Annotated in this window: 15 protein-coding genes; 5 read left to right on the top strand and 10 right to left on the bottom strand. The window is 64.5% G+C overall.

Going from position 1 to position 21,839, the window contains the following annotated elements:
• The first annotated feature begins 62 nt into the window (after window positions 1–62).
• Window positions 63–1,481: an amino acid permease gene (locus tag ACNFG0_RS07990; protein WP_196144256.1), complete on the top strand. Its 1,419-nt coding sequence runs from the start codon at window positions 63–65 to the stop codon at window positions 1,479–1,481.
• Between the two features lie 102 nt (window positions 1,482–1,583).
• Here ACNFG0_RS07990 and ACNFG0_RS07985 read toward each other — a convergent pair whose 3' ends face one another.
• Complete coding sequence (locus ACNFG0_RS07985) at window positions 1,584–3,203, bottom strand: FMN-binding glutamate synthase family protein (protein WP_416764417.1); 1,620 nt, start codon at window positions 3,201–3,203, stop codon at window positions 1,584–1,586.
• A gap of 277 nt (window positions 3,204–3,480) precedes the next feature.
• Window positions 3,481–7,767, bottom strand: coding sequence for a DEAD/DEAH box helicase (locus tag ACNFG0_RS07980; RefSeq protein ID WP_416764416.1), 4,287 nt, complete (start codon window positions 7,765–7,767; stop codon window positions 3,481–3,483).
• Between the two features lie 127 nt (window positions 7,768–7,894).
• Between ACNFG0_RS07980 and ACNFG0_RS07975 the strand changes: the two genes are divergently transcribed.
• Complete coding sequence (locus ACNFG0_RS07975) at window positions 7,895–8,308, top strand: NUDIX hydrolase (RefSeq protein ID WP_196144253.1); 414 nt, start codon at window positions 7,895–7,897, stop codon at window positions 8,306–8,308.
• Here the strand turns inward: ACNFG0_RS07975 and metR are convergent.
• The gene (gene metR, locus ACNFG0_RS07970) at window positions 8,292–9,209 is read right to left on the bottom strand and encodes a transcriptional regulator MetR (protein WP_196144252.1); all 918 of its coding nucleotides are present in this window, start codon (window positions 9,207–9,209) and stop codon (window positions 8,292–8,294) included. The genes ACNFG0_RS07975 and metR overlap by 17 nt on opposite strands.
• A gap of 195 nt (window positions 9,210–9,404) precedes the next feature.
• Here metR and ACNFG0_RS07965 point away from each other — a divergent pair, with 195 nt between their 5' ends.
• The gene (locus ACNFG0_RS07965) at window positions 9,405–10,403 is read left to right on the top strand and encodes an alpha/beta fold hydrolase (RefSeq protein ID WP_416764415.1); all 999 of its coding nucleotides are present in this window, start codon (window positions 9,405–9,407) and stop codon (window positions 10,401–10,403) included.
• 70 nt (window positions 10,404–10,473) lie between these two features.
• On the opposite strand, the gene ACNFG0_RS07960 is transcribed toward ACNFG0_RS07965, so the two are convergent.
• The 7 genes from ACNFG0_RS07960 to ACNFG0_RS07930 all read right to left on the bottom strand — a co-directional run bounded on the left by ACNFG0_RS07960 (window position 10,474) and on the right by ACNFG0_RS07930 (window position 17,349).
• Window positions 10,474–10,800 (bottom strand): GlpM family protein, encoded by a 327-nt coding sequence (locus ACNFG0_RS07960; protein WP_196144340.1) that lies wholly within the window; start codon window positions 10,798–10,800, stop codon window positions 10,474–10,476.
• A 25-nt stretch (window positions 10,801–10,825) separates the two neighbouring features.
• Window positions 10,826–12,151 carry a sigma-54-dependent transcriptional regulator gene (locus ACNFG0_RS07955; RefSeq protein ID WP_196144250.1) on the bottom strand — a complete coding sequence of 442 codons (1,326 nt, stop codon included), beginning with the start codon at window positions 12,149–12,151 and terminating at the stop codon, window positions 10,826–10,828.
• A gap of 13 nt (window positions 12,152–12,164) precedes the next feature.
• On the bottom strand, window positions 12,165–14,069 hold the full coding sequence (locus tag ACNFG0_RS07950; RefSeq protein ID WP_416764414.1) for a sensor histidine kinase: 1,905 nt from the start codon (window positions 14,067–14,069) through the stop codon (window positions 12,165–12,167).
• Between the two features lie 64 nt (window positions 14,070–14,133).
• Window positions 14,134–14,868, bottom strand: a complete 735-nt coding sequence (locus ACNFG0_RS07945; protein WP_043206506.1) for an amino acid ABC transporter ATP-binding protein — start codon at window positions 14,866–14,868, stop codon at window positions 14,134–14,136.
• A complete protein-coding gene (locus ACNFG0_RS07940) occupies window positions 14,865–15,536 on the bottom strand; it encodes an amino acid ABC transporter permease (protein ID WP_196144248.1) in 672 nt (223 codons plus the stop codon). Before ACNFG0_RS07940 ends, ACNFG0_RS07945 begins: the two co-directional genes overlap by 4 nt.
• On the bottom strand, window positions 15,537–16,283 hold the full coding sequence (locus tag ACNFG0_RS07935) for an amino acid ABC transporter permease (protein ID WP_196144247.1): 747 nt from the start codon (window positions 16,281–16,283) through the stop codon (window positions 15,537–15,539).
• A 145-nt stretch (window positions 16,284–16,428) separates the two neighbouring features.
• Window positions 16,429–17,349, bottom strand: coding sequence for a glutamate/aspartate ABC transporter substrate-binding protein (locus ACNFG0_RS07930; RefSeq protein ID WP_084856003.1), 921 nt, complete (start codon window positions 17,347–17,349; stop codon window positions 16,429–16,431).
• Window positions 17,350–17,696: 347 nt separating this feature from the next.
• Between ACNFG0_RS07930 and ACNFG0_RS07925 the strand changes: the two genes are divergently transcribed.
• Both ACNFG0_RS07925 and ACNFG0_RS07920 read left to right on the top strand, forming a co-directional pair.
• Complete coding sequence (locus ACNFG0_RS07925) at window positions 17,697–19,097, top strand: dermonecrotic toxin domain-containing protein (RefSeq protein ID WP_416764413.1); 1,401 nt, start codon at window positions 17,697–17,699, stop codon at window positions 19,095–19,097.
• A gap of 34 nt (window positions 19,098–19,131) precedes the next feature.
• Window positions 19,132–21,831, top strand: a complete 2,700-nt coding sequence (locus ACNFG0_RS07920) for an NEL-type E3 ubiquitin ligase domain-containing protein (protein ID WP_416764412.1) — start codon at window positions 19,132–19,134, stop codon at window positions 21,829–21,831.
• Window positions 21,832–21,839 lie beyond the last annotated feature (8 nt).

The raw sequence follows: 21,839 nt of genomic DNA, 5'->3' as shown, positions 1-21,839 counted from the left end.
CCCATCGGCCTGGCCGGTTCTGCGCGAAGGTCAATCCAATAACAAAATGAGGTTGTATTGCTATGCCAGTCGGCAACCACCCTGCCCATGGTGAGACCGCCCAGGGCGGCCCACTCAAGCGCGAGCTGGGCGAACGGCACATCCGTCTGATGGCGCTGGGCGCCTGTATCGGTGTAGGCCTGTTCCTCGGTTCAGCCAAGGCCATCGAAATGGCCGGTCCTGCGATCATGCTGTCCTACATCATCGGTGGCCTGGCCATCCTGGTGATCATGCGCGCCCTTGGCGAAATGGCCGTGCACAACCCGGTCGCTGGTTCCTTCAGCCGCTATGCCCAAGACTACCTCGGCCCGCTGGCGGGCTTCCTCACCGGCTGGAACTACTGGTTCCTGTGGCTGGTGACCTGCGTCGCGGAGATCACCGCGGTGGCCATCTACATGGGCATCTGGTTCCCCGACGTGCCACGCTGGATCTGGGCCCTGGCGGCCCTGGGCAGCATGGGGGCGATCAACCTGATCGCGGTCAAGGCGTTCGGCGAGTTCGAGTTCTGGTTCGCCTTGATCAAGATCGTCACCATCATCGCCATGGTCCTGGGCGGCATTGGCATCATCGCCTTCGGCTTCGGTAACGACGGCGTGGCCATGGGGATCTCCAACCTGTGGAGCAACGGTGGCTTCATGCCCAACGGTGTGACCGGTGTGCTGATGTCGCTGCAGATGGTCATGTTCGCCTACCTGGGCGTAGAGATGATCGGCCTGACCGCCGGTGAAGCGCGCAACCCGCAGAAGACCATTCCACAGGCCATCGGCTCGGTGTTCTGGCGCATCCTGCTGTTCTATGTCGGTGCGCTGTTCGTGATCCTGTCGATCTACCCCTGGAACGAGATCGGCAGCCAGGGCAGCCCGTTCGTGATGACCTTCGAGCGCCTGGGCATCAAGACCGCTGCTGGCATCATCAACTTCGTCGTGATCACCGCTGCGCTGTCTTCGTGCAACGGCGGCATCTTCAGCACCGGGCGCATGCTCTACAGCTTGGCGCAGAACGGCCAGGCCCCCGCGCCCTTCGCTCGGACCTCGAAAAGCGGCGTACCGCGCAATGCGCTGCTGCTGTCGATCGCTGCCTTGCTGCTGGGCGTGCTGGCGAACTACCTGGTGCCGGAGAAAGTGTTCGTCTGGGTGACCTCGATCGCCACCTTCGGCGCGATCTGGACCTGGGTGATGATCCTGCTGGCCCAGCTCAAGTTCCGTGCCGGGCTGTCCACTGTCGAGCGCCAGGCGCTGAAGTACCGCATGTGGCTGTGGCCGCTGAGCTCCTACCTGGCCCTGGCCTTCCTGGTGCTGGTGGTGGGCCTGATGGCCTACTTCGAAGACACCCGCGTGGCCCTGTACATCGGCCCGGCGTTCCTGGTGCTGCTGACGGTGCTGTACTACGCGTTTCGTCTGGCGCCGAAAGACGAGCAGGGCAAGGCGAGCACCGCGTCCTGATCCAAAGCCCTTGGGGCCGCTTTGCGGCCCATTCGCGGCACAAGGCCGCGCCTACAGGCGAATGCGTCATCCTGTAGGCGCGGCCTTGTGCCGCGAATACCGTCAGGCCGCCACTTCCGTATGCGGCTCGAAACTGTCGGCCCGGGCCATCTGCCACATTCTCGAATAGAACTGCCCGTTGACCTCGCCTGTGAGCAGCTCGCCCGGTTTGAGGAACACGTGCATCTGCGAGAACAGCTTGATCTCGGTGGCGCAGATACGCCGCACCAGGTGCTTGGCCTCCAGCTGTGCAGGGTGTTCCAGGCCTGCCGCGGCGAGCATCTCGGCCAGCGCGCGCAAGGTGTTGTGGTGGAAGTTGAGCACCCGCTGGGCCTTGTCCGGCACCACCAGGGCACGCTGGCGCAGGGCGTCCTGGGTCGCCACCCCGGTGGGGCACTTGTTGGTATGGCAGCTCTGCGACTGGATACAGCCGATGGCGAACATGAAGCCGCGGGCCGCGTTGGCCCAGTCGGCACCGATGGCCAGGACGCTGGCGATGTCGAAGGCACTGACGATCTTGCCGCTAGCGCCCAGCTTGATCTTGTCGCGCAGGTTCAGGCCTACCAGGGTGTTGTGCACGAACAGCAGGCCTTCGCGCAGTGGCACGCCGATATGGTCGGTGAATTCCACCGGTGCGGCTCCCGTGCCGCCTTCCTTGCCGTCCACCACGATGAAGTCCGGCAGGATGCCGGTTTCCAGCATGGCCTTGGCGATACCCATGAACTCCCAAGGGTGGCCCAGGCAGAACTTGAAGCCTACCGGCTTGCCGCCGGACAGCTCACGCAGGCGGGCGATGAACTGCATCATTTCGATCGGCGTGGAGAATGCCGTGTGACGCGACGGCGAAATGCAGTCCTCGCCCATCAGTACGCCGCGGGTGGCGGCGATTTCTTCGGTCACCTTGTGCTTGGGCAGGATGCCGCCGTGGCCGGGCTTGGCGCCCTGGCTCATCTTGATCTCGATCATGCGCACTTGTGGGTCGCGCGCCTGCTCGGCGAAACGCTCGGGGTCGAAGCGGCCATCCGCGGTGCGGCAGCCGAAATAGCCCGAGCCCAATTCCCAGACCAGGTCACCGCCGTTCTCGCGGTGATAGGGGCTGATGCTGCCTTCGCCGGTGTCGTGGGCGAAATTGCCGAGCTTGGCCCCTTGGTTGAGGGCACGGATGGCGTTGGCGCTCAGCGAACCGAAGCTCATGGCTGAAATGTTGAAGATCGATGCCGAATACGGCTGGCTGCACTGCGGGCCGCCGACTATCACGCGAAAGCTTGCCGGGTCGGCCAGGGGCGCTGGGCGCATGGAATGGCCGATGAACTCGAAACCTGATTCGTACACATCGATCAAGGTGCCGAAGGGCTTGTCCGACGCTTCGTTCTTGGCCCGGGCATACACCAGTGAACGCTGGGCACGGGAGAAGGGCAGGGCATCGCTGTCCGCTTCGAGCAGGTATTGGCGGATCTCCGGGCGAATCGCTTCGACCAGGTAGCGGATATTGCCGAGGATCGGATAGTTGCGCCGTACCGCATGGCGTTGCTGCAGCAGGTCGAACAGGCCGATCAGGCTGAGCACGGCGGTGACGAGGGTGAACGGCCACAGCCATTCGTGGTGCAGGAAGGGCAGGCTCGCCAGGGTGAAAAGAACGCAGGCGGCGAAAAAGGCATAGCGACTGAGAAGTGACAGGCTCATACGGGGTCCTTGCGATGGCTCGGTCAGGCTCAGGGGCCTGGGTCAAACCCCGACCATAGCCCCATTGGGTGGCGCATGGCCAGTCGATCGCGGGGGCAGAACATGAAAGATCAGTCATCGACGCAGGACCGCATCGCGGGGCAAGCCCGCTCCCACAGGCTTGGCGTCGATCGCCAGAGCGGCACTATCTCTTCCGGGCCGCGCTGTTGCGCACAGGACAAGCGGCTAGCGCCGCCCCCTGTGGGAGCGGGCTTGTCCGCGATGCGTTTGGAGTGCTTCAGTGAATATCGCGTAACAGGCGCTGTCGCCAGGCTTCCTGTTCTGCGGCCGGCACCTCCACCAGGTACTCGTAGCGCCCCGCTACCCGCGTGGCCACCGGCACACCGTCGCGATACAGTAGCCGGTTGCCGACCACCGCCGGTACCTTCCCGCCTGGCAACAGCGTCCCCAGCAGGTTCAGCGGGTCACAAGCGCTGATCATCACCAGCCCACCGTCCGGTGCCCGCCGTCGTACCTGGCGCAGCAGGCCGACCGCCTCCGGCAGGGCGAACTGTTCCCCGGCCAGCCCGGCAATGAATCGCCCGCCACGGATTTCGCCCCGAGCCTCCAGCCGGTGGTAGCAACGCAACAGGTCACGCCAGGGCGGCAGCACATCGCTTTCGCGCTCTAGCAGGCGCCAGCAGATCACCCCGTAGCGGCGCAGCAAGGTCCGCGCGACGTGTTCCAGGCGTTGGTCGCTGTCTGGCAGGGTAGTGCCACGACGCAACAATGCCCAGCGCCCGGCCTGGGCCATGTCGCTGGCCATCGGTGGATGGCCGCGGCGGCTGTTGCGCGAGGTGCGCTTGGCGGCGGGTGTGATCAGCCCGCGCAGGCCCGTGAAGCTGTCGGCACCGACCAACCCGGCGCCCACCAATTGTTGCAATGCGCTTTCCAGCTCGCTGGGCAGCAGGTGGGCCTCCTGGGTGAGCTCGTCGAAGAACAAGGCGCCCTGGGCCTGCAGCGTCTCGAATACCCGTTGCGCCCTTGGAGGCAAGTCATCGAGCGCGGGCATTGGTGCCAGGCTGCGCCAGAGGCTCAGGTGCTCGCGCGGCAGCAGTACCAGCGGTGTGCTGGACAAGGTACTGGTGGACAGCGTGCTCGCCAGCCGGCTCCAGGCCCATTGCCCGCTGCGGCAGGCATCGTCGAGCCAGTGTGGGCTGTAGTCCTTGATCCGGGCCGGCAGCAGCTCGGCCTCCCAGGCCCCGGCCGCGCTGGGGAAGCCTTGCAACTGGCCGAGTACCTCGGCCACCGCTTGGGGTCCCCTCAGGCGTTCGTCGGTCGCCAGGTGTTGCCAGTCGAACAGGAAACGCATGTAGACCTGCAGGGTCACCGGTTCGATTTCCCGCCGCAGGCGCTTGACCGTGTAGCGATGGATGCGCGCCAGCAGGTGCCGCTCGCACCACTGCAGGGTTCGCTGGCCAGGGCTGAAATGGCCGCGCAGCACATAGCCTTCGACTTCCAGACGCGCCAGGGCCTGTTCGATATCGCTGCTGGGCAGGCCTAACGGTGCCGCGATCTGGGCCACTGTCAGCGGGCCGAAACCGCTGAGCCGCGCGCGCAGCAGCTCGACCTGCGCGGCATCTCGTTCGATAGGCTGGTCGAACCCCGGCAACAGGCCGAGCGAAGGCTCCAGCCTGGCGTGTGGGTAACACGCCAACAGCAGATTCAGACGTTCGCGCGCCAGCCACAGGGCCTGTTCGCCGCTGCGCAGCAGGCACGCACGGCCTGCCTGGGCCAACTGGGCGAGAAGGCCGGGCCAGTCGTTGCCCAGGTGGGTTTCCTCAGCGCTGATGGCGCCCAGGCTCATCAAGGCTTCATGCATCTCGTCGGCGTTGCCAGGCTGCGGCCAGGCCTCGGCCTGTACGGCGACGATGGCCTCGATATCCAGCGCCCCGAGGTCGTCGCCGCTGTGCACCTCGTTCCAGCGCCGGTTGAGCACCGCCTGGGTCCTGCGCTCCTCCAATGGGGCGTCGTCCAGGAAGGTATAGGGCCGGGCATTGAGGATGGCCGCGGCCAAGGGCGAGGGGGCGGGCAGGTCGCGGGCGAGCAGGCGTATTTCGCCGTTTTCCATGCGCCGAAGCAGGGCCCGCCAGCCTTCGCTGTCCATGGCCTCGTGCAGACAATCGTCCAGGGTCTGTTCCACCAGCGGGTGGTCCGGGATCTGCCGTTCACCGGCGATGTTTTCCAGGCAGGCGATCTGGTCGGGGAACACCGCCGCGATCAGGTCTTCGCTCTTCATGCGCTGGATCTGCGGCGCCACCTTGCGCCCGCCGACATAACGCGGCAAGGCCAGGGCCACGGCGGCGTTCCAGCGCCAACGCACGCCGAACAACGGTGCGTCGAGCAGGGCCTGGACCAGGATCGGCTCGGCGCTGCGGCTGGCCAGGTAGCGCCAGACTTCATCGAGCTCGAAGCTGTGGCTGGTGGACAACGACAGCACGATCGCGTCTTCGCTGGCAGCGGCCTGCAGCTCGAAGTTGAAGGTGCGACAGAAGCGTTTGCGCAGTGCCAGGCCCCAGGCGCGGTTGATCCGGCTGCCATAGGGCGAATGGATGATCAGCTGGGTGCCGCCGGTTTCGTCGAAGAAGCGTTCCATCACCAGCGTTTCCTGGGAGGGCAAAGCGCCCAGCACCTGCCAGGCCTGCCCCAGGTAGTCGAGCAACTGGCTGGCGCTGCCTGCTTCCAGCCCGAACGCCTGCTGCAACCAGGCCAGCACCGGGGCGAAATCCCCGTCGCTGGCCTGCAGGCGCTCATCGACCTGCGCCTGCAGGCGGGCGACGGCGGCGGACAACTCATCGCTACGCCCTGGGGCCTCGCCGAGCCAGAACGGAATGGTCGGCGGCAGGCCATGGGCATCCTCGACCCGTACCCGGCCAGGCTCGACCCGCAGAATGCGATAGGACGCGTTGCCCAGCTGGAAGATATCGCCGGCAATGCTTTCCACGGCGAAGTCTTCGTTGACACTGCCGATGTTCAGCGACTGGGGTTCGAGCAGCACGGCATAGTCGGCGGTCTCGGGAATGGTGCCGCCGCTGGTCAAGGCCGTCAGCTGGCTGCCGCGGCGCCCGCGCAGGGTGGCGCTGACGGCATCGCGGTGCAGGTAGGCGCTGCGCACGCCCTGGCGGCCGTTGTAGCCCTCGCCGAGCATGCGCAGCAGCGCCTGGTAGTGCGCCGGGTCCAGCTCGGCATAGGGCATGGCCTGGCGCAGGCAGTCGTACAGGGCCTGCTCTGGCCATGGCTGGTTGCTCACTTCGGCGACGATCTGCTGGGCCAGGACATCCAGCGGTGCGCGGGGTATCTGCAGTTGATCGAGTTCGCCCTGACGCACACCCTCGAGCAAGGCCACGCATTCGATCAGGTCGTCCCGCGAGGTCGGAAACAGCCGCCCCTTGGGGATGCCTTCGACCTGGTGCCCGGAGCGCCCGACGCGCTGCAAGAACGCCGAGATCGAGCCGGGCGAGGCGATCTGGCAAACCAGCTCGACCTCGCCGATGTCGATGCCCAGCTCCAGCGAGGCGGTGGCCACCAGCACCTGCAACTGGCCTGCCTTCAGGCGCTGCTCGGCCGCCAGGCGGTGTTCCTTGGCCAGGCTGCCGTGATGCGCCGTCACGGCATCCTGGCCCAGGCGTTCGCTCAGGTGGCGGGTCAGGCGTTCGGCCAGGCGCCGGGTGTTGACGAACACCAGGGTGGTGCGATGCTCTCGGGCAAGCACGGCGATGCGGTCGTAGACAAGGCCCCAGACATCGGTGGCCATCACTGCCCCCAGTGGCACCGGCGGGACCTCGATGGCCAGGTCGCGGCGGCGTGCATGGCCGACGTCGACGATGGCGCAGGGGCGCTGGTGGCCTACCAGGAACTGCGCCACGCGTTCCACCGGCCGCTGCGTAGCGGAAAGCCCGATGCGTCGCAGGGGCCGGCCGCACAATGCTTGCAGGCGCTCCAGGGTCAAGGCCAGGTGACAGCCTCGCTTGTTGCCGGCCAGGGCGTGGATCTCGTCGACGATCACCGTGTGTACGTTGGCCAGGCCTTCGCGACCGGAGGCTGAGCCGAGCAGCACGTAGAGCGATTCGGGCGTGGTCACCAGGATGTGCGGCGCCAGCTTGCGCATGGCCGCGCGTTCTTTTTGCGGTGTGTCGCCGGTGCGCACGGCGGTGGTGATGCGCGGCGCCTTCAACCCTTGGGCTTGCAGGGCCTGGCTGATGCCGGCCAGCGGCAGGTCGAGGTTCAGGCGGATGTCATTGGACAGCGCCTTGAGGGGCGACACATAGACCACCTGGGTCTGTGCAGGCAGCTCGCCGTCATGCTCCAGGCCTTGGCGAAACAGCTCGTCGAGCACGGCCAGGAAGGCGCTCAGGGTCTTGCCCGAGCCGGTCGGCGCGGCGAGCAGCATCGATTGGCCGGCATGGATCAGCGGCCAGGCCCGGGCCTGGGCATCGGTGACCGTGGCGAAGTGTCGCCGGAACCAGGCGCCGATGGCGGGGTGGAACAGGTCGAGCACGGGGTGGTGCTGGGCTGGGAGGTTCATGTGTTGTTTATGGCGGGTGAAGGGCGGGTTGGCAAGGGGCCGTTCGTCCTGGTCCGCCTGGACGCTTGTCAGCCTCCGACCTGCATGTGATTCTTGCCCGTCTTTTCCTGTTGTTTAGCGAGCTCCCATGTCCAAGACCCTCCGTATCGCCGCCGCCCTGCTGATCGACGCCCAAGGGCGTACCTTGCTGGTACGCAAGCGCGGCACCCAGGCCTTCATGCAGCCGGGTGGCAAGATCGATACCGGCGAAACCCCACAAGCGGCGCTGGTACGGGAGCTGCACGAGGAACTGGGCCTGCGCCTGGACCCGCAGAACGCTCGCTATCTGGGGCAATTCACCGCCCCAGCCGCCAACGAGCCGGGTTTCCAGGTGGTGGCCGAGCTGTTTCGCGTCGACAGCAGCGACGCCGTGAGCCCGGCGGCAGAAATCGAGGAAGTGAAGTGGTTGGCGGCCGATGATGCGCTCGATCTCGAACTGGCGCCGCTGACCCGCGACCTGATCCTGCCGCTCTACCGCGAGGCGCTCAACGCACCGCGCTGACGCCATCGAGGGTCGAGAACGAGGTGTCCTTGGCCGTCAGCAGGAAATCGCGCATGTAGGGGGCGTCGAGCATGTCGGTGCGCACCGCAGCGTGGAGCGTGGCGAACAGGCCCTTTTCGCCCAGGCGCTTGCCCTTGACGTAGCCTCGCGAGCTGTACTCGTGCAGCGCCCAATGGGGGATGCCGCATACGCCACGGCCGCTGGCCACCAACTGCATCATCATCACGGTCAGCTCCGACGTGCGCACCGCGGCCGGCTCGATATCGGCCGGCTCCAGGAAGCGAGTGAAGATGTCCAGGCGGTCGCGTTCCACCGGGTAGGTGATCAAGGTCTGGTCCAAAAGGTCCTGAGGCACGATGTAGGGCTTGCTGGCCAGCGGGTGCTGGTTGGCCACGGCGAGCATCGCCTCGTAGGTGAACAGCGGCACGTAGGTGATGCCGGCCAGGTCCACCGGGTCGGAGGTCACCACCAGGTCGAGGTCGCCCCGGGCCAGGGCCGGCAATGGGGCGAAGGCGAAGCCTGAGGCCAGGTCCAGCTCCACTTCCGGCCAGGCATCGCGGAACTGGTCGATGGTGGGCATCAGCCATTGGAAGCAGCTATGACACTCGATGGCCATGTGCAGGCGCCCGGCGGTACCGCCTGCCAGGCGGGCGATGTCGCGCTCGGCACCGCGCAGCAGGGGCAGGGTGGCATCGGCCAGTTGCAACAGGCGCAGGCCGGCGCTGGTGAAGCGGATCGGCTTGGTCTTGCGCACGAACAGCGCCATGCCCAGGCGTTCTTCCAGTTCCTTGAACTGATGCGACAGCGCCGACTGGGTCAGGTGCAGGCGCTCGGCGGCTTCCACCAGGCTATCGGCCTCGCGCAAGGCATGAAGGGTTTTCAGGTGGCGGATTTCCAGCACAGGTGGCTCCGGGGGTAACTCTGGGTAATGGGGTACGGTGCTTGAGTTTCCCTCATGTTGCGTGTGGCTGTCGAGGTGGCTGCGTATGACCGCTCGGCAGCCTTAATCAAACTGTCATGGTTTTGTGGCAGCGCGCTCGAAAGGTTTTCATCAGACTCGCGATCTACTGGGGATCTGCATTCTGGTGTTTCTTTCATGCGGGCTTTATTGGTCTTTTTATTCTTGTTGGTCAGCGTGCCGGCCGCTGCGGCCGCCCAGCGCTGCGACGCCCAGGTGCCGGTGCAACGGGCCGAGCTGGGCGAACTGAGCCTGGTCTACCAAAGCGTCGGTGCGCCGTCGGACCCTGCGTTGCTGCTGGTCATGGGCCTGGGCGGGCAATTGATCCATTGGCCCGACGATGTGGTCGAGGCCTTGTGCCGGCAGGGTTTTCGCGTCATCCGCTACGACAATCGCGATGTCGGCTTGTCGCGCTGGAACCGAATGCCGGCCTCGGCTAGCCTGACCGTCGAACTGCTGCGCTACAAGCTGGGGCTGCCGGTGGCCGCGCCCTATACCCTGACCGACATGGCCAGCGACGGGTTGCGGCTGATGGATGCGCTGAACATCGAGCAGTTCCATGTGCTAGGGGTGAGCATGGGTGGCATGATCGCCCAGCGCTTGGCGGCCATGGCCCCGCAGCGCGTGCGTAGCCTGACGCTGGTGATGTCCAGTTCCGGCGACGAAGGCTTGCCGGCGCCCAGCCCAGCGCTGGTGCAGTTGCTGGCGCGCCGCGATGCACCCAACCGGTCGGTGGCTATCGAGCATCAGGCCGACCTGCTGGCCGCCTTGGGCAGCCCCGAGATCACCGATGAGCGCGCGGTGTTGCTGCAACAGGCCGCGGACGCCTATGACCGAGCGTTCAACCCGGACGGCGTGAAGCGCCAGATCATGGCGATCCTCGCCGAGCCGAGCCGGGTGGCGCTGCTCAACCAGCTGCGCGTGCCGACGTTAGTGGTGCATGGCACGGCCGACCCGCTGTTGCCGGTGATGCATGGCGTGCACCTGGCGGCCCATATCCGGGGCAGCCAGCTGCGTTTGATTCCGGGCTTGGCCCATCGTTTCCAGGAGCCGTTCAAGGGGCCGTTGCTGGCGGCGGTGCTGCCGTACCTGAAATCGCATCGCGAAGCGCCAAGGCATGTGGCAGGGCTTCTGTAACCGGACCGTCACAGACCCTGTAGGAGCGGCCTTGTGCCGCGATTGGGCCGCAACGCGGCCCCGGGTGCTTTCAGTGAAAGCGCATCCACAAGGTGACCAACGCCGTCGCCGCCACCAGCCAGGCCACCGTGGCCAGCGCTAGCGAGGCCTCCAGGCGCATCCTGTCGACCAGCACGTACAACGTCGCCAGGTAGATGAAATAGGGAATGATCGACCACATGCCGAACAGGATGGTGGTCTTCAAGTCAGCCAACGACCGGCCCTTGCCGACGATGTAGTGGGCGATCAGGGCGAAGGTCGGAAACAGCGGCACCAACCCGGCGATGTAGTAGTTGCGCGTCTTGGAAAGAATGGCCAGCAGCACCACGACGGCGGCGCCCAGGCTGGCCTTGAGTATCAGGTCCACGTTGGCTTTCCTTGGTTCAGCTCAGGCCGTATTTCTTCACTTTGTCGAACAGCGTGGTCTTGGCCATGCCCAGTTCCTGGCTGGCCTGGCTGAGGTTGCCGCCGGTGCGTTGCAGGGCGTCGCTGAGCAGGTTGCGCTCGAAAGCCTCCACCGCCTCGGCGAACCCCAGCCCCTGGCTGGCGCCGCCTGCGCTCTTCTTGAACGCCGGCAGGCCCAGGGCATGGCGCTCGGCGACGTTGCGCAGTTCGCGCACGTTGCCCGGCCAGTCGTGGGCCATCAGGCGCGACACGGTCTGGCTGTCGAGCTCCGGCACTTCGCGGTCGAAGCGCAAGGCCGACTGCTGAAGGAAATGTTCGAACAGTTGCAGGATGTCCTCGCGCCGCTCACGCAGGGGCGGTAGCTCCAGGGTGACCACGTTCAGGCGATAGTAGAGGTCGCTGCGGAACTGGCCGGTCTGGCCCATGGCGTCCAGGTCCGACTTGGTGGCAGCGATCACCCGGCAATCCACCGGGATGCTCTGGTTCGAACCCAGGCGTTCCAAGGTGCGTTCCTGCAGCACGCGCAGCAGCTTGATCTGCAGGTTGATCGGCATGCTCTCCACCTCATCGAGGAACAGCGTGCCGCCATTGGCGTGCTCGATCTTGCCGATACGCCGCTTGCCGGCACCGGTGAAGGCGTTGGCCTCATGGCCGAAGATCTCGCTTTCGAACAGGTTCTCCGGCAGCCCGCCGCAATTGAGCGCAACGAAGGGCTGGCCCTGGCGCCGGCTGAAGTCGTGCAGGCAGCGGGCGACCAGCTCCTTGCCAGTGCCGGTCTCGCCTTCGATGAGCACGTTGGCCGACGTATCGGCGACGTTGGCGATGAGTTCGCGCAGGTTCTGCATGGCTGGCGAGCGGCCGATGATGCGGCCTTCGAGGGTGCTCTGACCAGCCAGTTGGCGCCGCAGGGCATGCACTTCACGGGAGAGGCCGCGTTGCTCCAGGGCGCGGCGTACTACCTCTACCAGGCGCTCCGGGGAGAACGGTTTCTCCATGAAGTCGTAGGCGCCGTTACGCATGGCGCCCACGGCCATGTCGATATCGCCGTGGCCGGTGATCAGCACCACCGGCAGGCTGCGATCGCGCGCCTTGAGGCGGCCGAGCAGTTCCAGGCCATCCATGCCCGGCAGGCGGATGTCGCTGACGACGATACCGGCGAAGTCGTCGCCGATGCGTTCCAGGGCCTGTTCGGCACTGCCCACGCCTTCGCAGGCGATGTCTTCCAAGGCCAGGGCCTGCTGGCAACCCAGCAGCACGTGGGGGTCGTCTTCGACGATCAGGACGGTCAAGGGTGCTTGGTTCATGGGGACCCTTTATTCATAGTGGTTCAGCCGATGTGCCGGTAGGCGTGGCCAGGGGCAGGGCGAGGACGAAGGCGGTACCGCCGCTGGCGGGATGCTCGACGCCCAAGGAACCCTTGGCGGCGGCGGCAAGGCTCGCCGACAGGGTCAGGCCCAGGCCCAGGCCATGCTCGCCCGGTTTGGTGGTGAAGAAGGGTTCGAACAGGTGCTTGCGCGCCTCGGCGTCGATGCCGTGGCCGTTGTCGCGCACCCGCAGGCGGTATTTGTCGCCCTGTGCCTCGCCTTCCAGCCAGAGCTGCGGCTGGGGCTGGCTGGCCATGGCGTCCAGGGCGTTGCCGATCAGGTTGACCAGGATCTGCTCCAGGCGGGTCTGATCGATGGCCAGTAGCTGGTCGTCGAACTGACGGTGCAATTGCAGGTTGCAGCCGGCGATTCGGTTGCCCAGCACCTGTAGGCTGGCTTCCACGGCCTTGTTCAGCGAGGCCTGGCCGCTGTCGTCGCCACGCCGGGCGAAGGAGCGCAGGCTGGCGGTGATGCGCCCCATGCGGTCGATCAGGTCGTTCATGGTGCGCAGGTTGGTACTGGCGGTTTCCAGGGCGCCACGCTCAAGGAAGCGCACGGTATTGCCCGACAACGTACGCAGGGCGGCCAGCGGCTGGTTGAGCTCATGGGCGATGCTGGTGGACATTTGCCCGATGGCCGCCAGCTTGCCGGCCTGGACCAGCTCGTCCTGGGCATGACGCAGAGTCTGTTCGGCATGCCGGCGTTCGCGGATCTGCCCCTTGAGACGCTCGTTGCTGGCGCGCAGGTCGGCGGTGCGCTCGGCAATGCGTCGCTCCAGCTGGCTGTTGGCTTCTTCCAGGGCCTCGCGGGCGGCGAGGCGGGTGGCGATCACCTTGCGCCGTTCGTTCCAGGCGATAGCCAGGATGGTCAGCAGGGCGAAGGCCACGCCCACCAGGATGCCTTGCACCATGGATTCACGGTGTAAATCCTGCAGCGGCGTGAGCAGGGTGAAATGCCAGGGGGTGTCGACCAGGCGTCGGGTCTGGGCCAGGTAGGCCATGTTCTGCGGTTTGCCCTGGCCACCTTCGCTGTTGGCCGGGAAGGTGAGCTTTTCTACGCCATCGGCCAGGGTTTCGCGGGCCAAGGGTTGCAACTCGTTCAGTGGCCACCAGTAGTACTGCAGGCTGCGCGCCAGACGTTCCTTGATCTGCGGGGTGAGCGGGCGTACCGACTTGAGCCGGCGGGCCGGGTCGCTGGAGAGAATGATGATGCCGTTCTCGTCACTGACGAACGCCTCCAGGCGCGCGCGCTGCCAGCGCTCTTCGAGGGTGTCCAGGCGGACCTTGATCACCGCCACGCCGATGATCTTGCCGTGTTCTTCCAGCCCATGGGCCAGGTAGTAGCCGGCTTCGCCGGTGGTGCTGCCGATGCCATAGAAGCGCCCGGGCTCGCCGCGCACGGCGTCCTGGAAGTAGGCGCGGAACGACAGGTCCTCGCCCAGGAAGGAGTCGGCGTCGCGCCAGTTGCTGGTGGCCTGGACCCGGCCGCTGGTATCGAGCACGAAGATGGCCCGGCTGCGGCTGCGGCGGTTCAGGCCTTCGAGGTATTCGTTGACCGTCTGGCGATAGCCGCCGTCCGGGTCGGTGAGCAGGCGCGAGACGCTGTCCTCGAGCTCCAGCAGGCTCGGCAGGTAGGTGTACTTGCTGATTTCGCTCTCGACCGTGCGCGCATGCAGCTCGAGCTGGCGCTCGCCGTTTTCACTCAAGGTGCGGATGCCGTTGTTCTCGCTGAACAGGTAGCCGACCAGGCCCAGGCCGACCATCAGCAGGATGATCAGGGGCGGCAGCAGCAATTGGCGGATCAAGCGGGATTTCACGACAGGTTGGGCAGGGCGAAGGAGCGAGGGGTCGCATTTCATCACAGTGGCCTTGTCACGACCAGCGTCCGCTGCCCGGATGCACCGGGCAGCGGCACGGGCCGACTCAGTGCTGCAGGATCTTGCTGAGGAAATGCTGGGTGCGTTCGTGGCGGCCTTCAGGGTTGCCGAAGAAGTCTTCCTTCTGGCAATCCTCGATGATGCTGCCCTTGTCCATGAAGATCACCCGGTTGGCCACCTTGCGGGCAAAGCCCATCTCGTGGGTCACGCACATCATGGTCATGCCCTCGTGGGCCAATTCGACCATCACGTCCAGCACTTCGTTGACCATCTCCGGGTCCAGCGCCGAGGTCGGTTCGTCGAACAGCATGACGATCGGGTCCATCGACAGCGCGCGGGCGATGGCCACGCGCTGTTGCTGGCCACCAGAGAGCTGGCCGGGGTGTTTCTTGGCGTGGGCGCCCAGGCCGACGCGGTCAAGCAGGGCCAGGCCCTTCTTGGTGGCTTCCGCTTCGCTGCGGCCGAGCACCTTGCGCTGGGCGATGGTCAGGTTCTCGGTGATCGACAGGTGCGGGAACAGTTCGAAGTGCTGGAACACCATGCCCACCCGCGAACGCAGTTTGGGCAGGTTGGTCTTGGGGTCGGCGATCGAGGTGCCGTCGACGACGATGTCACCTTTCTGGAACGGCTCCAGGGCGTTGACGCACTTGATCAGGGTGGACTTGCCCGAGCCGGATGGGCCGCAGACCACTACCACCTCGCCTTTCTTGACCTCGGTGCTGCAGTCGGTCAGCACCTGGAAGTCCCCGTACCACTTGTTGACGTTCTTGATGGAAATCATACGGTGATCCTTTTTTGCAGGCGCTTGACCAGCCACGAAGCGGAGAAGCTGATGAGGAAGTAGACGACACCGGCGAAGATCAGGAACTCATGGGAGCGCCCGATGATATCGCCGTTGGAGCGGGCCGAGTTGAGGAAGTCCACCAGGCCCACGGTGTAGACCAGCGAGGTGTCCTGGAACAGGATGATGCTCTGTTGCAGCAGCAATGGGGTCATCTTGCGGAATGCCTGGGGCAGGATGATCAGACGCATGGTCTGGCCATAGGTCATGCCCAGTGCCTGCGCGGCGCCCATCTGACCCTTGGAGATCGACTGCACCCCGGCACGCACGATTTCGCAGAAGTACGCGGCCTCGAACATCATGAACGCCACCACGCAGGAGGTGAAGGCACCCACCGGGGTGTCTTCGCCGGTGATCCAGCGCAGCACGAACGGCACCGCCAGGTAGAACCAGGTGATCACCAGCAGCAGCGGGATGGAGCGGAAGTAGTTGACGTAGGCACCGGCCAGGTTCGACAGCAGCTTGCTCGACGACAGGCGCATCAGCGCCAGGATCGTACCCAGCACGATACCGCCGACCACGCCCATGACCATCAGTTGGAGCGTCATGACCATGCCTTCCCAGAGGGCTGGCAGGGCAGGGATGATTTCGCTGAAGTCCATTTCCATTTACTTGCCCCCCACGGAAATCAGGCCAGGTACCGAGACTTTCTTCTCGACCATGCGCATGAGCAGCATCAGACCCATGTTGAGGGTGAAGTAGATCAGGGTGGCCAAGGTGAAGGCTTCGAAGAGGTTGGCGGAGAACTCGGCGGTCTGCTTGGTCTGCGCCAGCAGCTCCATCAGGCCGATCAGCGAAGCCACCGAGGAGTTCTTGAATACGTTCAGGAATTCCGAGGTAAGTGGCGGAATGATGATCCGGTACGCCTGGGGCAGCAGCACGTTGTTGTAGATCTGCGGCAGGGTGAAGCCCATGGCGCGGGCGGCGGCTTCCTGGCCTCGGGGCAGGGCCTGGATGCCGGTGCGCACCTGTTCGCAGACCCGTGCGGCGGTGAACAAGCCCAGGCAGATGACCACGCTGATCAGCGCCGAGGTGGTCGGGTTGAGGTCTTGCTTGAACCATTCCTGCAAGCCCTCCGGCAGCAGGTCGGGTACCAGGAAGTACCAGATGAACAGCTGCACCAGCAGCGGCACGTTGCGGAACAGCTCCACGTAGGCGGTGGCGATGCCCGACACCAGGCGGTTCGGCACGGTGCGCATCACGCCGAGCAGCGAGCCCAGCAGCAAGGCGATGATCCAGGCGGAGATGGCAATGGCGATGGTCCAGCCCAGACCGGCGATGTACCAGTCCAGGTAGGTTTCGCTACCCACGCCCGTGGACTTGAAGAACACGCCCCAGTCCCAGTTGTAATTCATCGGGATTTCCCCTCAGACGGTTGTTTCATGGGCACCTTCGAGCAACCGAGGGCGGCGAACGCCCTCGGTTGAAAGGTTAGACACTAATGAGTGGCCTGTCGGGTTGTTTACTGCTCGGCTCGAGCACCCGGCCACTGGCTGAGGATCAGGACTTTTTCTCGTCTGCCGCCTTGTCGGTCGGCTCGGCGATCAGTTTTTTCAGCTCTTCGCTCATCGGGAAGTTCAGGTTCAGGCCCTTTGGCGGGATCGGCTGTTGGAACCACTTCTCGTAGCTCTTGTTGACTTCGCCCGACTTGAAGTAAGCGATGATGGCGTCATCGACCGCTTTCTTGAACGCCTCGTCACCCTTGCGCACCATGCAGCCGTAGATCTCGTAGGACTGTGGCGTGCCGGTGATGACCCAGTCTGCAGGCTTGCGTGCCTTGGCCATCTCGCCGGCCAGCAGGGCGTCGTCCATCATGAAGGCCACGGCGCGGCCGCTTTCGAGCATGTTGAAGGCTTCGCCGTGGTCTTTTGCGGAGATCACGTTCATCTTCATCTGCTTGTCGGCGTTCATCGCCTTGAGGATGCGCTCGGAGGTGGTGCCGGCGGTGGTCACCACGTTCTTGCCGGCCAGGTCCGGGAAGTCCTTGTAGGCCGGTTGACCGTCCTTGACCTTGGTCAGCAGACGGGTACCGACTTCGAAGATGCCCACCGAGAAGCCGACCTGTTGCTGGCGTTCGACGTTGTTGGTGGTGGAGCCGCACTCCAGGTCCACGGTGCCGTTCTGCACCAGCGGGATGCGGGTCTGGGAGGTGACGAGGTTGTAGCGCACCTTGAGGTCAGGCACGTTGAGCTGTTTTTTCAGCGCTTCGACGACGGCCAGCTGGATGTCGTGGGAGTAGCCCACAGGCTGTGGCTTGCCTGCCAGATAGGAAAACGGAATGGAGGAGTCGCGGTGGCCCAGGGTGATGGTGCCCGAATCCTTGATCTTCTTCAGGGTGCCGGTCAGCTCTTCGGCCATGGCGGGCGAAGCGATGACCGCAGCCGCGATGGCGGCGCCCAACAGTTGACGAACGATACGCATCAAATTTTCCTCGACGTTGTTTTTTTTATGGAGTCGTTGGCGGACTCTTCGTTCTACGAATACAGCAAGAAGCGGGTGCATTCGGCTATTGAGTGTAGAGCATGAGTCGTGCCAAGCCCTGATATCGATCATAAAGCCCGAAAACACGGGAGCATTAATGTTTTTTGACGATTGCGCGAAGGTTTAGGTGTACGGTTTTCCGAATGGGTGCGTAGTGATCATTCGGAAATCCGAACGGGTGCCTGCGAGATGTTTCCGCAATCGGCACACAGGTAGCTAATAAATGCCGCTGGGCAATGGCGGGCAAATGATCGACTGATGTCTTTCGACGTCAAGAGGTTGTGCCCATGCAGTCCTTTCCCATGGATTCGATCGACGCTTTGATTGCGCAGCGGTTGCCGGATTGGTTCAGGCAAGCTGCACCCGATCAGCGCACTGCATTTCACCAAGCGTTGCGCAGGGAGCAGGAAAGCACAGAGCGGCTGGGACATCTGTTGCGACAGATCCCGGCGCTGGATGAGTTCGCCGTTTCATTGCTTACACCAGCGTTACGCAAGGCAGGCTTGGCCGACCCTGATCCAAGGCGTATCTGGGTCGCCATCGAGCAGAGCGTGGAGCTGCCTTCGGCTGCATCGAAACTCTATGCGCCTCGGTTCACTTACCATTCCCGGCAGAGTGCATTGGCCGCCGCGCTGCACAACTATCACCAGGAAGAGACCAAGCCTTCGATCTTTCGCAAGGCGCAGTTGCAGAATGCGCAGGGTGTTCGGTTGGCGCTGAGCTTCGAAGTCTTCGTCAGATTGTGCAGGCAAGTGGATATTGGCGGGGCGTACCAGCACAAGATTGCCAGCGTGCTGTTGCCCGCCGAGCGGCCCGGGCATGCTGAAGGGCACGCGCGGCAAGCTGTCGAGCGGTTGTTCGAAGACAGCCTTCGCGCACGGATGGAAGCGGCGGTGCGCATGGCCGCGCTCAAGGGGGCGCTTGATGAAGCCAGCTACCGGCAAGCACTGCCCATAACCCTTGTCGATCCGAATGCCCAGCGCTGCGCCGGAGTGGTCACGCCTTGCCAGCTCTGGCTGCTGGGCAAGCGCGTGGCGGGCGTGGTCACACTGGAGCTGCGGGCTGATCGCGACGCACCCGTGGAGGGCGTGGTCGCTTGGATCCCGGGCGACCCGCAGCAAGCTGTAGGTTGGCATCGAAGCTGGGCTTCGTTGTACCGCTCCCTGGCAAGTCGCCTGCGTCAGCAGGCCTATCGACGTTTCTTTGCCCGTTTCATCAAGGAAGAGGACCGGCTCTCGTTCGACAGCGCTCTGGCAAAGGCGCTGTCGAACACGGCAGCAGGAGCGCCGGTCGAGCTCGATGGGCGTCATTTCGTCATCCCGGGTGACCTGTTCCAATATCTGCGAGCGGTGCAGATGGAAAGCATCGTTGAAAACGCCCGCGCCCTGGCGGTGCCCACCGGGGATGAGGACATGGCCAGCCGGCATGCACGCCTTCAGGAAATGAAGAGCGCCGGATTCAGTCTGCTGGGCCTGGCCGGGATGTTCGTGCCGGTGCTGGGTGAGCTGCTGTTGCTGGAGTGCGCCGTGGAATTGGCGGAGGAGGTGTTCGACGGCTATCGAAGCTGGCGCCTGGGCGATCGCCAGGGCGCGTTGGATCACGTGTATGGCGTGGCGCAGGATCTGTTCGTCACAGGTGCCCCTGGCGGGAGTCGTCCATGGTTTCCGACGCGTTCCCTTCGTCGATGACCTGCACCCGCGGGTCAGGGATGGTCAGGCCAGATTGGCCCATGATCCCGATCAACCCCACGGCCTGCGCAGTGCCGGGCACCTGCTGGAAGGCCTGGCAGGAAGTGAGTTCGCCGAACTGCTGGAGAGCGAGGCCGAAGATCTGTTGGCGATCACAGGGCTGAGCATTGACCAGTTGCGCCGATTGCGCGTGGAAAACGGCCCCGTCCCGGCACGCCTGCTCGATACCAAGGCGCGTTTTCAGGCGTACAAAGCCTCCTCTGCAGGCTCACAGACGCTGCTGTCTCAGATTCATATCGGCGCTGCGCCAGGTGAGCCGAGCCAGGCACAAACCTTGCTGCTAGGCCAATACCACGACCTGACGTGGCGGGGGGCGCAAGAAGTCCTCGAGCAATCCAGCAGTGATCAGGTCGATGCACTGCTGGCGTCCTCGCGCGTTCCGTTGGCCATGGCGCAGCGGGTTCGCCAGTATCTATACGACAGCCGTCTTGATCGCGCCTGCCTGGGGCTGCGCTTGAGCCAGGCAGTCAACGCCGACACTGAAAAACTGGCCCTGGGCTTGATCGGCGAACGGGCGCCCTGGCCCGGTTCGGTGCGGGTGGAGTTGCGCGTCGGCAATGGACAGGGGGTGTTGCTTGCCGCTGCCGGTCCGCAGGAGGCTGGAACGACGCATTGCATCGTCAAAGGCGAACACGGCTATCGGTTGCTGGGGGAGCTCGCTGCCAGCTCGCTCGAACCCGAGGGTGGCCTGATGACGATGCTGCTACGTACGATGGGGCCGGCGCAGATGGCACAGATCGGTCCCAGGGCCAGCGTTTCGCAACTGAGCAGGTGGTTGCTGGAACAGGCTCGCGACAATCGTCAGCAGCTTGCAAGGCTGCTCGGCATGGAGTCGCAAGCGCAATGGCGGCTGCCTCGACGGTTCGCCGACGGGCGGCTGGGCTATGCCTTGAGCGGTCGGCCGGAAAGCAGCACACGGGCGATCAGGCGAGGCATCCACCAGATCTATCCGACCCTCAGCGAAGAAGAGCTGGATACGTACCTGCGTCAGGCCAGGGGAGGAAGCACCAGCCTGTGGAGTCATTACGTGGAACTCCAGCAGCAACTGTCTGAGCTGCGTAGCGCCCTGAGCGATTGGCAGGGGCGTTGGCGCAATCCGCTTGATCTGTTGAGGCGGCGTCGGGTCGCTGACACGATACGCCGATGCTGGCGACGCAAGCTGGTAGGTGCCGATGGCGAATACGAACTGGTGATCGACGGTGAGCCGGTGGATGAGCTTCCGACATTGCCTGCGAGTATCGATTTCAGCCACGTGCGGCGGCTGGTATTGCGCAAGATGAATCTGGAGGCGCTGGATCCTGCGTTCCTGAGGCGTTTCGCCAATCTCGATACCCTCGACCTGCATGGCAACCAGTTGACGACCGTTCCTGCGGGCCTGCGACTGTTGCGTCGGCTCAGGCACCTGACGCTGTCGGGCAACCAGATCGTCGCGAGTCCTCTGGTCGACCAACGTTTGGCTGGGTTGTCCCGCCTCGAAGTGGTGGAGGTCGGGGGCAACCCGATGGGGCGTTGCCCAGCGCTTGCCCATTTGCCGAACCTGCGCCACCTGGGGCTGCGTCTGGCAGACCTCACCGAAGCCCCCGACCCGGTGCGGGAAATGCCCTGGCGGGCCTATGTGAACGCCCGCGACAACGGCATCAGGCGGCTGCGTCAGAACGTGCATGGGATGATCGCATCCTGGCGGCGCCTGAACCTGCATGGCAATCCGTTGGACCCTGCGTCAGAGCAGTACCTGGAGCAGTTGCAGGGAAGCGGTTCGCATCGACCGATGCTGGAGGAGGCAGTCGTACGTCGGGCCTGGACCAGGACCGCAGACAAGGCACTGCGAGGGCGACGGGAAGCGACCTGGAATCGCTTGCGCGAAGAGCCTGATTCACAGGAACTGTTCCATTTTCTCGCGCATCTGGCGGACAGCGACGATTTCATCGAACATGCCGAGCATCTGCAGCGTCGCATTTGGCGGATCCTGGATGCTTGCGAGCAGAGCGAAGCTGTCCGGGAGCACTTGTTTCGTGTGCAGTTCGGCACCGCGACTTGCGACGACCGCCCTGTGATGGTACTCAACCAGCTTGAAGTCGGCTTGTTGGTGCTCAGAGGTATCGAAGACGTTCCCCCAGCGCAGCTCGAAAGCCGGTTGGTCCAGCTGGGGCGCTCGTTCTATCGACTGGACCTGGTCGATACCATTGCCCGGCAGCACATCGACAGGCTTCGTGCGGCCGAGGCCATGGGCATCGATGAACTTGAAATCATCCTCGCCTATCGATTGAGGATGGCCAAGCGCTATCACCTGCCGATTGAGCTGGACAGGATGCATCATCCCAGCTTTGCCAAGGTCAGGGACAGTGACCTGCTTTCTGCGCAAAACGAGATCGCCAGGCTCGAAACTCCGGAAGCAATCATTGATTCCTTGGCGCAGCGACCGTTCTGGCACGATTACGTGCAGCAACGCTATGCCGATCGGTTCGATGCGCTGGTCGAACCGTTCCAGGAACGCCTGGCCAAGGCTGCCGCGGCCGCAGAAGCGGCTGGGCAGGAGCAGACGGAATCCGCCCGGGCCGTTCGGGAATTTGACTACGTACAGGAATCCGAGCGCCTGCGCCTGGAATATGAGTCAGCCAGGCGGGCCCTGATGCGAGCCCTGGCCAGGGAAGCCTACGAGCGCCACCCGGCCTGAGGCTGCGC

The organism is Pseudomonas sp. NY15372 (assembly GCF_048068215.1).
In the GTDB taxonomy this organism is placed as follows: domain Bacteria; phylum Pseudomonadota; class Gammaproteobacteria; order Pseudomonadales; family Pseudomonadaceae; genus Aquipseudomonas; species Aquipseudomonas guariconensis_A.
Note: the sequence above shows the minus strand (reverse complement) of the source record. Positions and strands in the feature narration are given on the sequence as shown.

What these genes read in the sequence shown, in the direction of transcription:
- ACNFG0_RS07940 (WP_196144248.1), bottom strand. Translation starts at nt 15,536, where the DNA reads ATGGAAATGGACTTCAGCGAAATCATCCCTGCCCTGCCAGCCCTCTGG.
- ACNFG0_RS07990 (WP_196144256.1), top strand. Translation starts at nt 63, where the DNA reads ATGCCAGTCGGCAACCACCCTGCCCATGGTGAGACCGCCCAGGGCGGC.
- ACNFG0_RS07980 (WP_416764416.1), bottom strand. Translation starts at nt 7,767, where the DNA reads ATGAACCTCCCAGCCCAGCACCACCCCGTGCTCGACCTGTTCCACCCC.
- ACNFG0_RS07945 (WP_043206506.1), bottom strand. Translation starts at nt 14,868, where the DNA reads ATGATTTCCATCAAGAACGTCAACAAGTGGTACGGGGACTTCCAGGTG.
- ACNFG0_RS07930 (WP_084856003.1), bottom strand. Translation starts at nt 17,349, where the DNA reads ATGCGTATCGTTCGTCAACTGTTGGGCGCCGCCATCGCGGCTGCGGTC.
- ACNFG0_RS07975 (WP_196144253.1), top strand. Translation starts at nt 7,895, where the DNA reads ATGTCCAAGACCCTCCGTATCGCCGCCGCCCTGCTGATCGACGCCCAA.
- ACNFG0_RS07965 (WP_416764415.1), top strand. Translation starts at nt 9,405, where the DNA reads ATGCGGGCTTTATTGGTCTTTTTATTCTTGTTGGTCAGCGTGCCGGCC.
- ACNFG0_RS07985 (WP_416764417.1), bottom strand. Translation starts at nt 3,203, where the DNA reads ATGAGCCTGTCACTTCTCAGTCGCTATGCCTTTTTCGCCGCCTGCGTT.
- ACNFG0_RS07955 (WP_196144250.1), bottom strand. Translation starts at nt 12,151, where the DNA reads ATGAACCAAGCACCCTTGACCGTCCTGATCGTCGAAGACGACCCCCAC.
- ACNFG0_RS07935 (WP_196144247.1), bottom strand. Translation starts at nt 16,283, where the DNA reads ATGAATTACAACTGGGACTGGGGCGTGTTCTTCAAGTCCACGGGCGTG.
- ACNFG0_RS07950 (WP_416764414.1), bottom strand. Translation starts at nt 14,069, where the DNA reads ATGAAATGCGACCCCTCGCTCCTTCGCCCTGCCCAACCTGTCGTGAAA.
- ACNFG0_RS07925 (WP_416764413.1), top strand. Translation starts at nt 17,697, where the DNA reads ATGCAGTCCTTTCCCATGGATTCGATCGACGCTTTGATTGCGCAGCGG.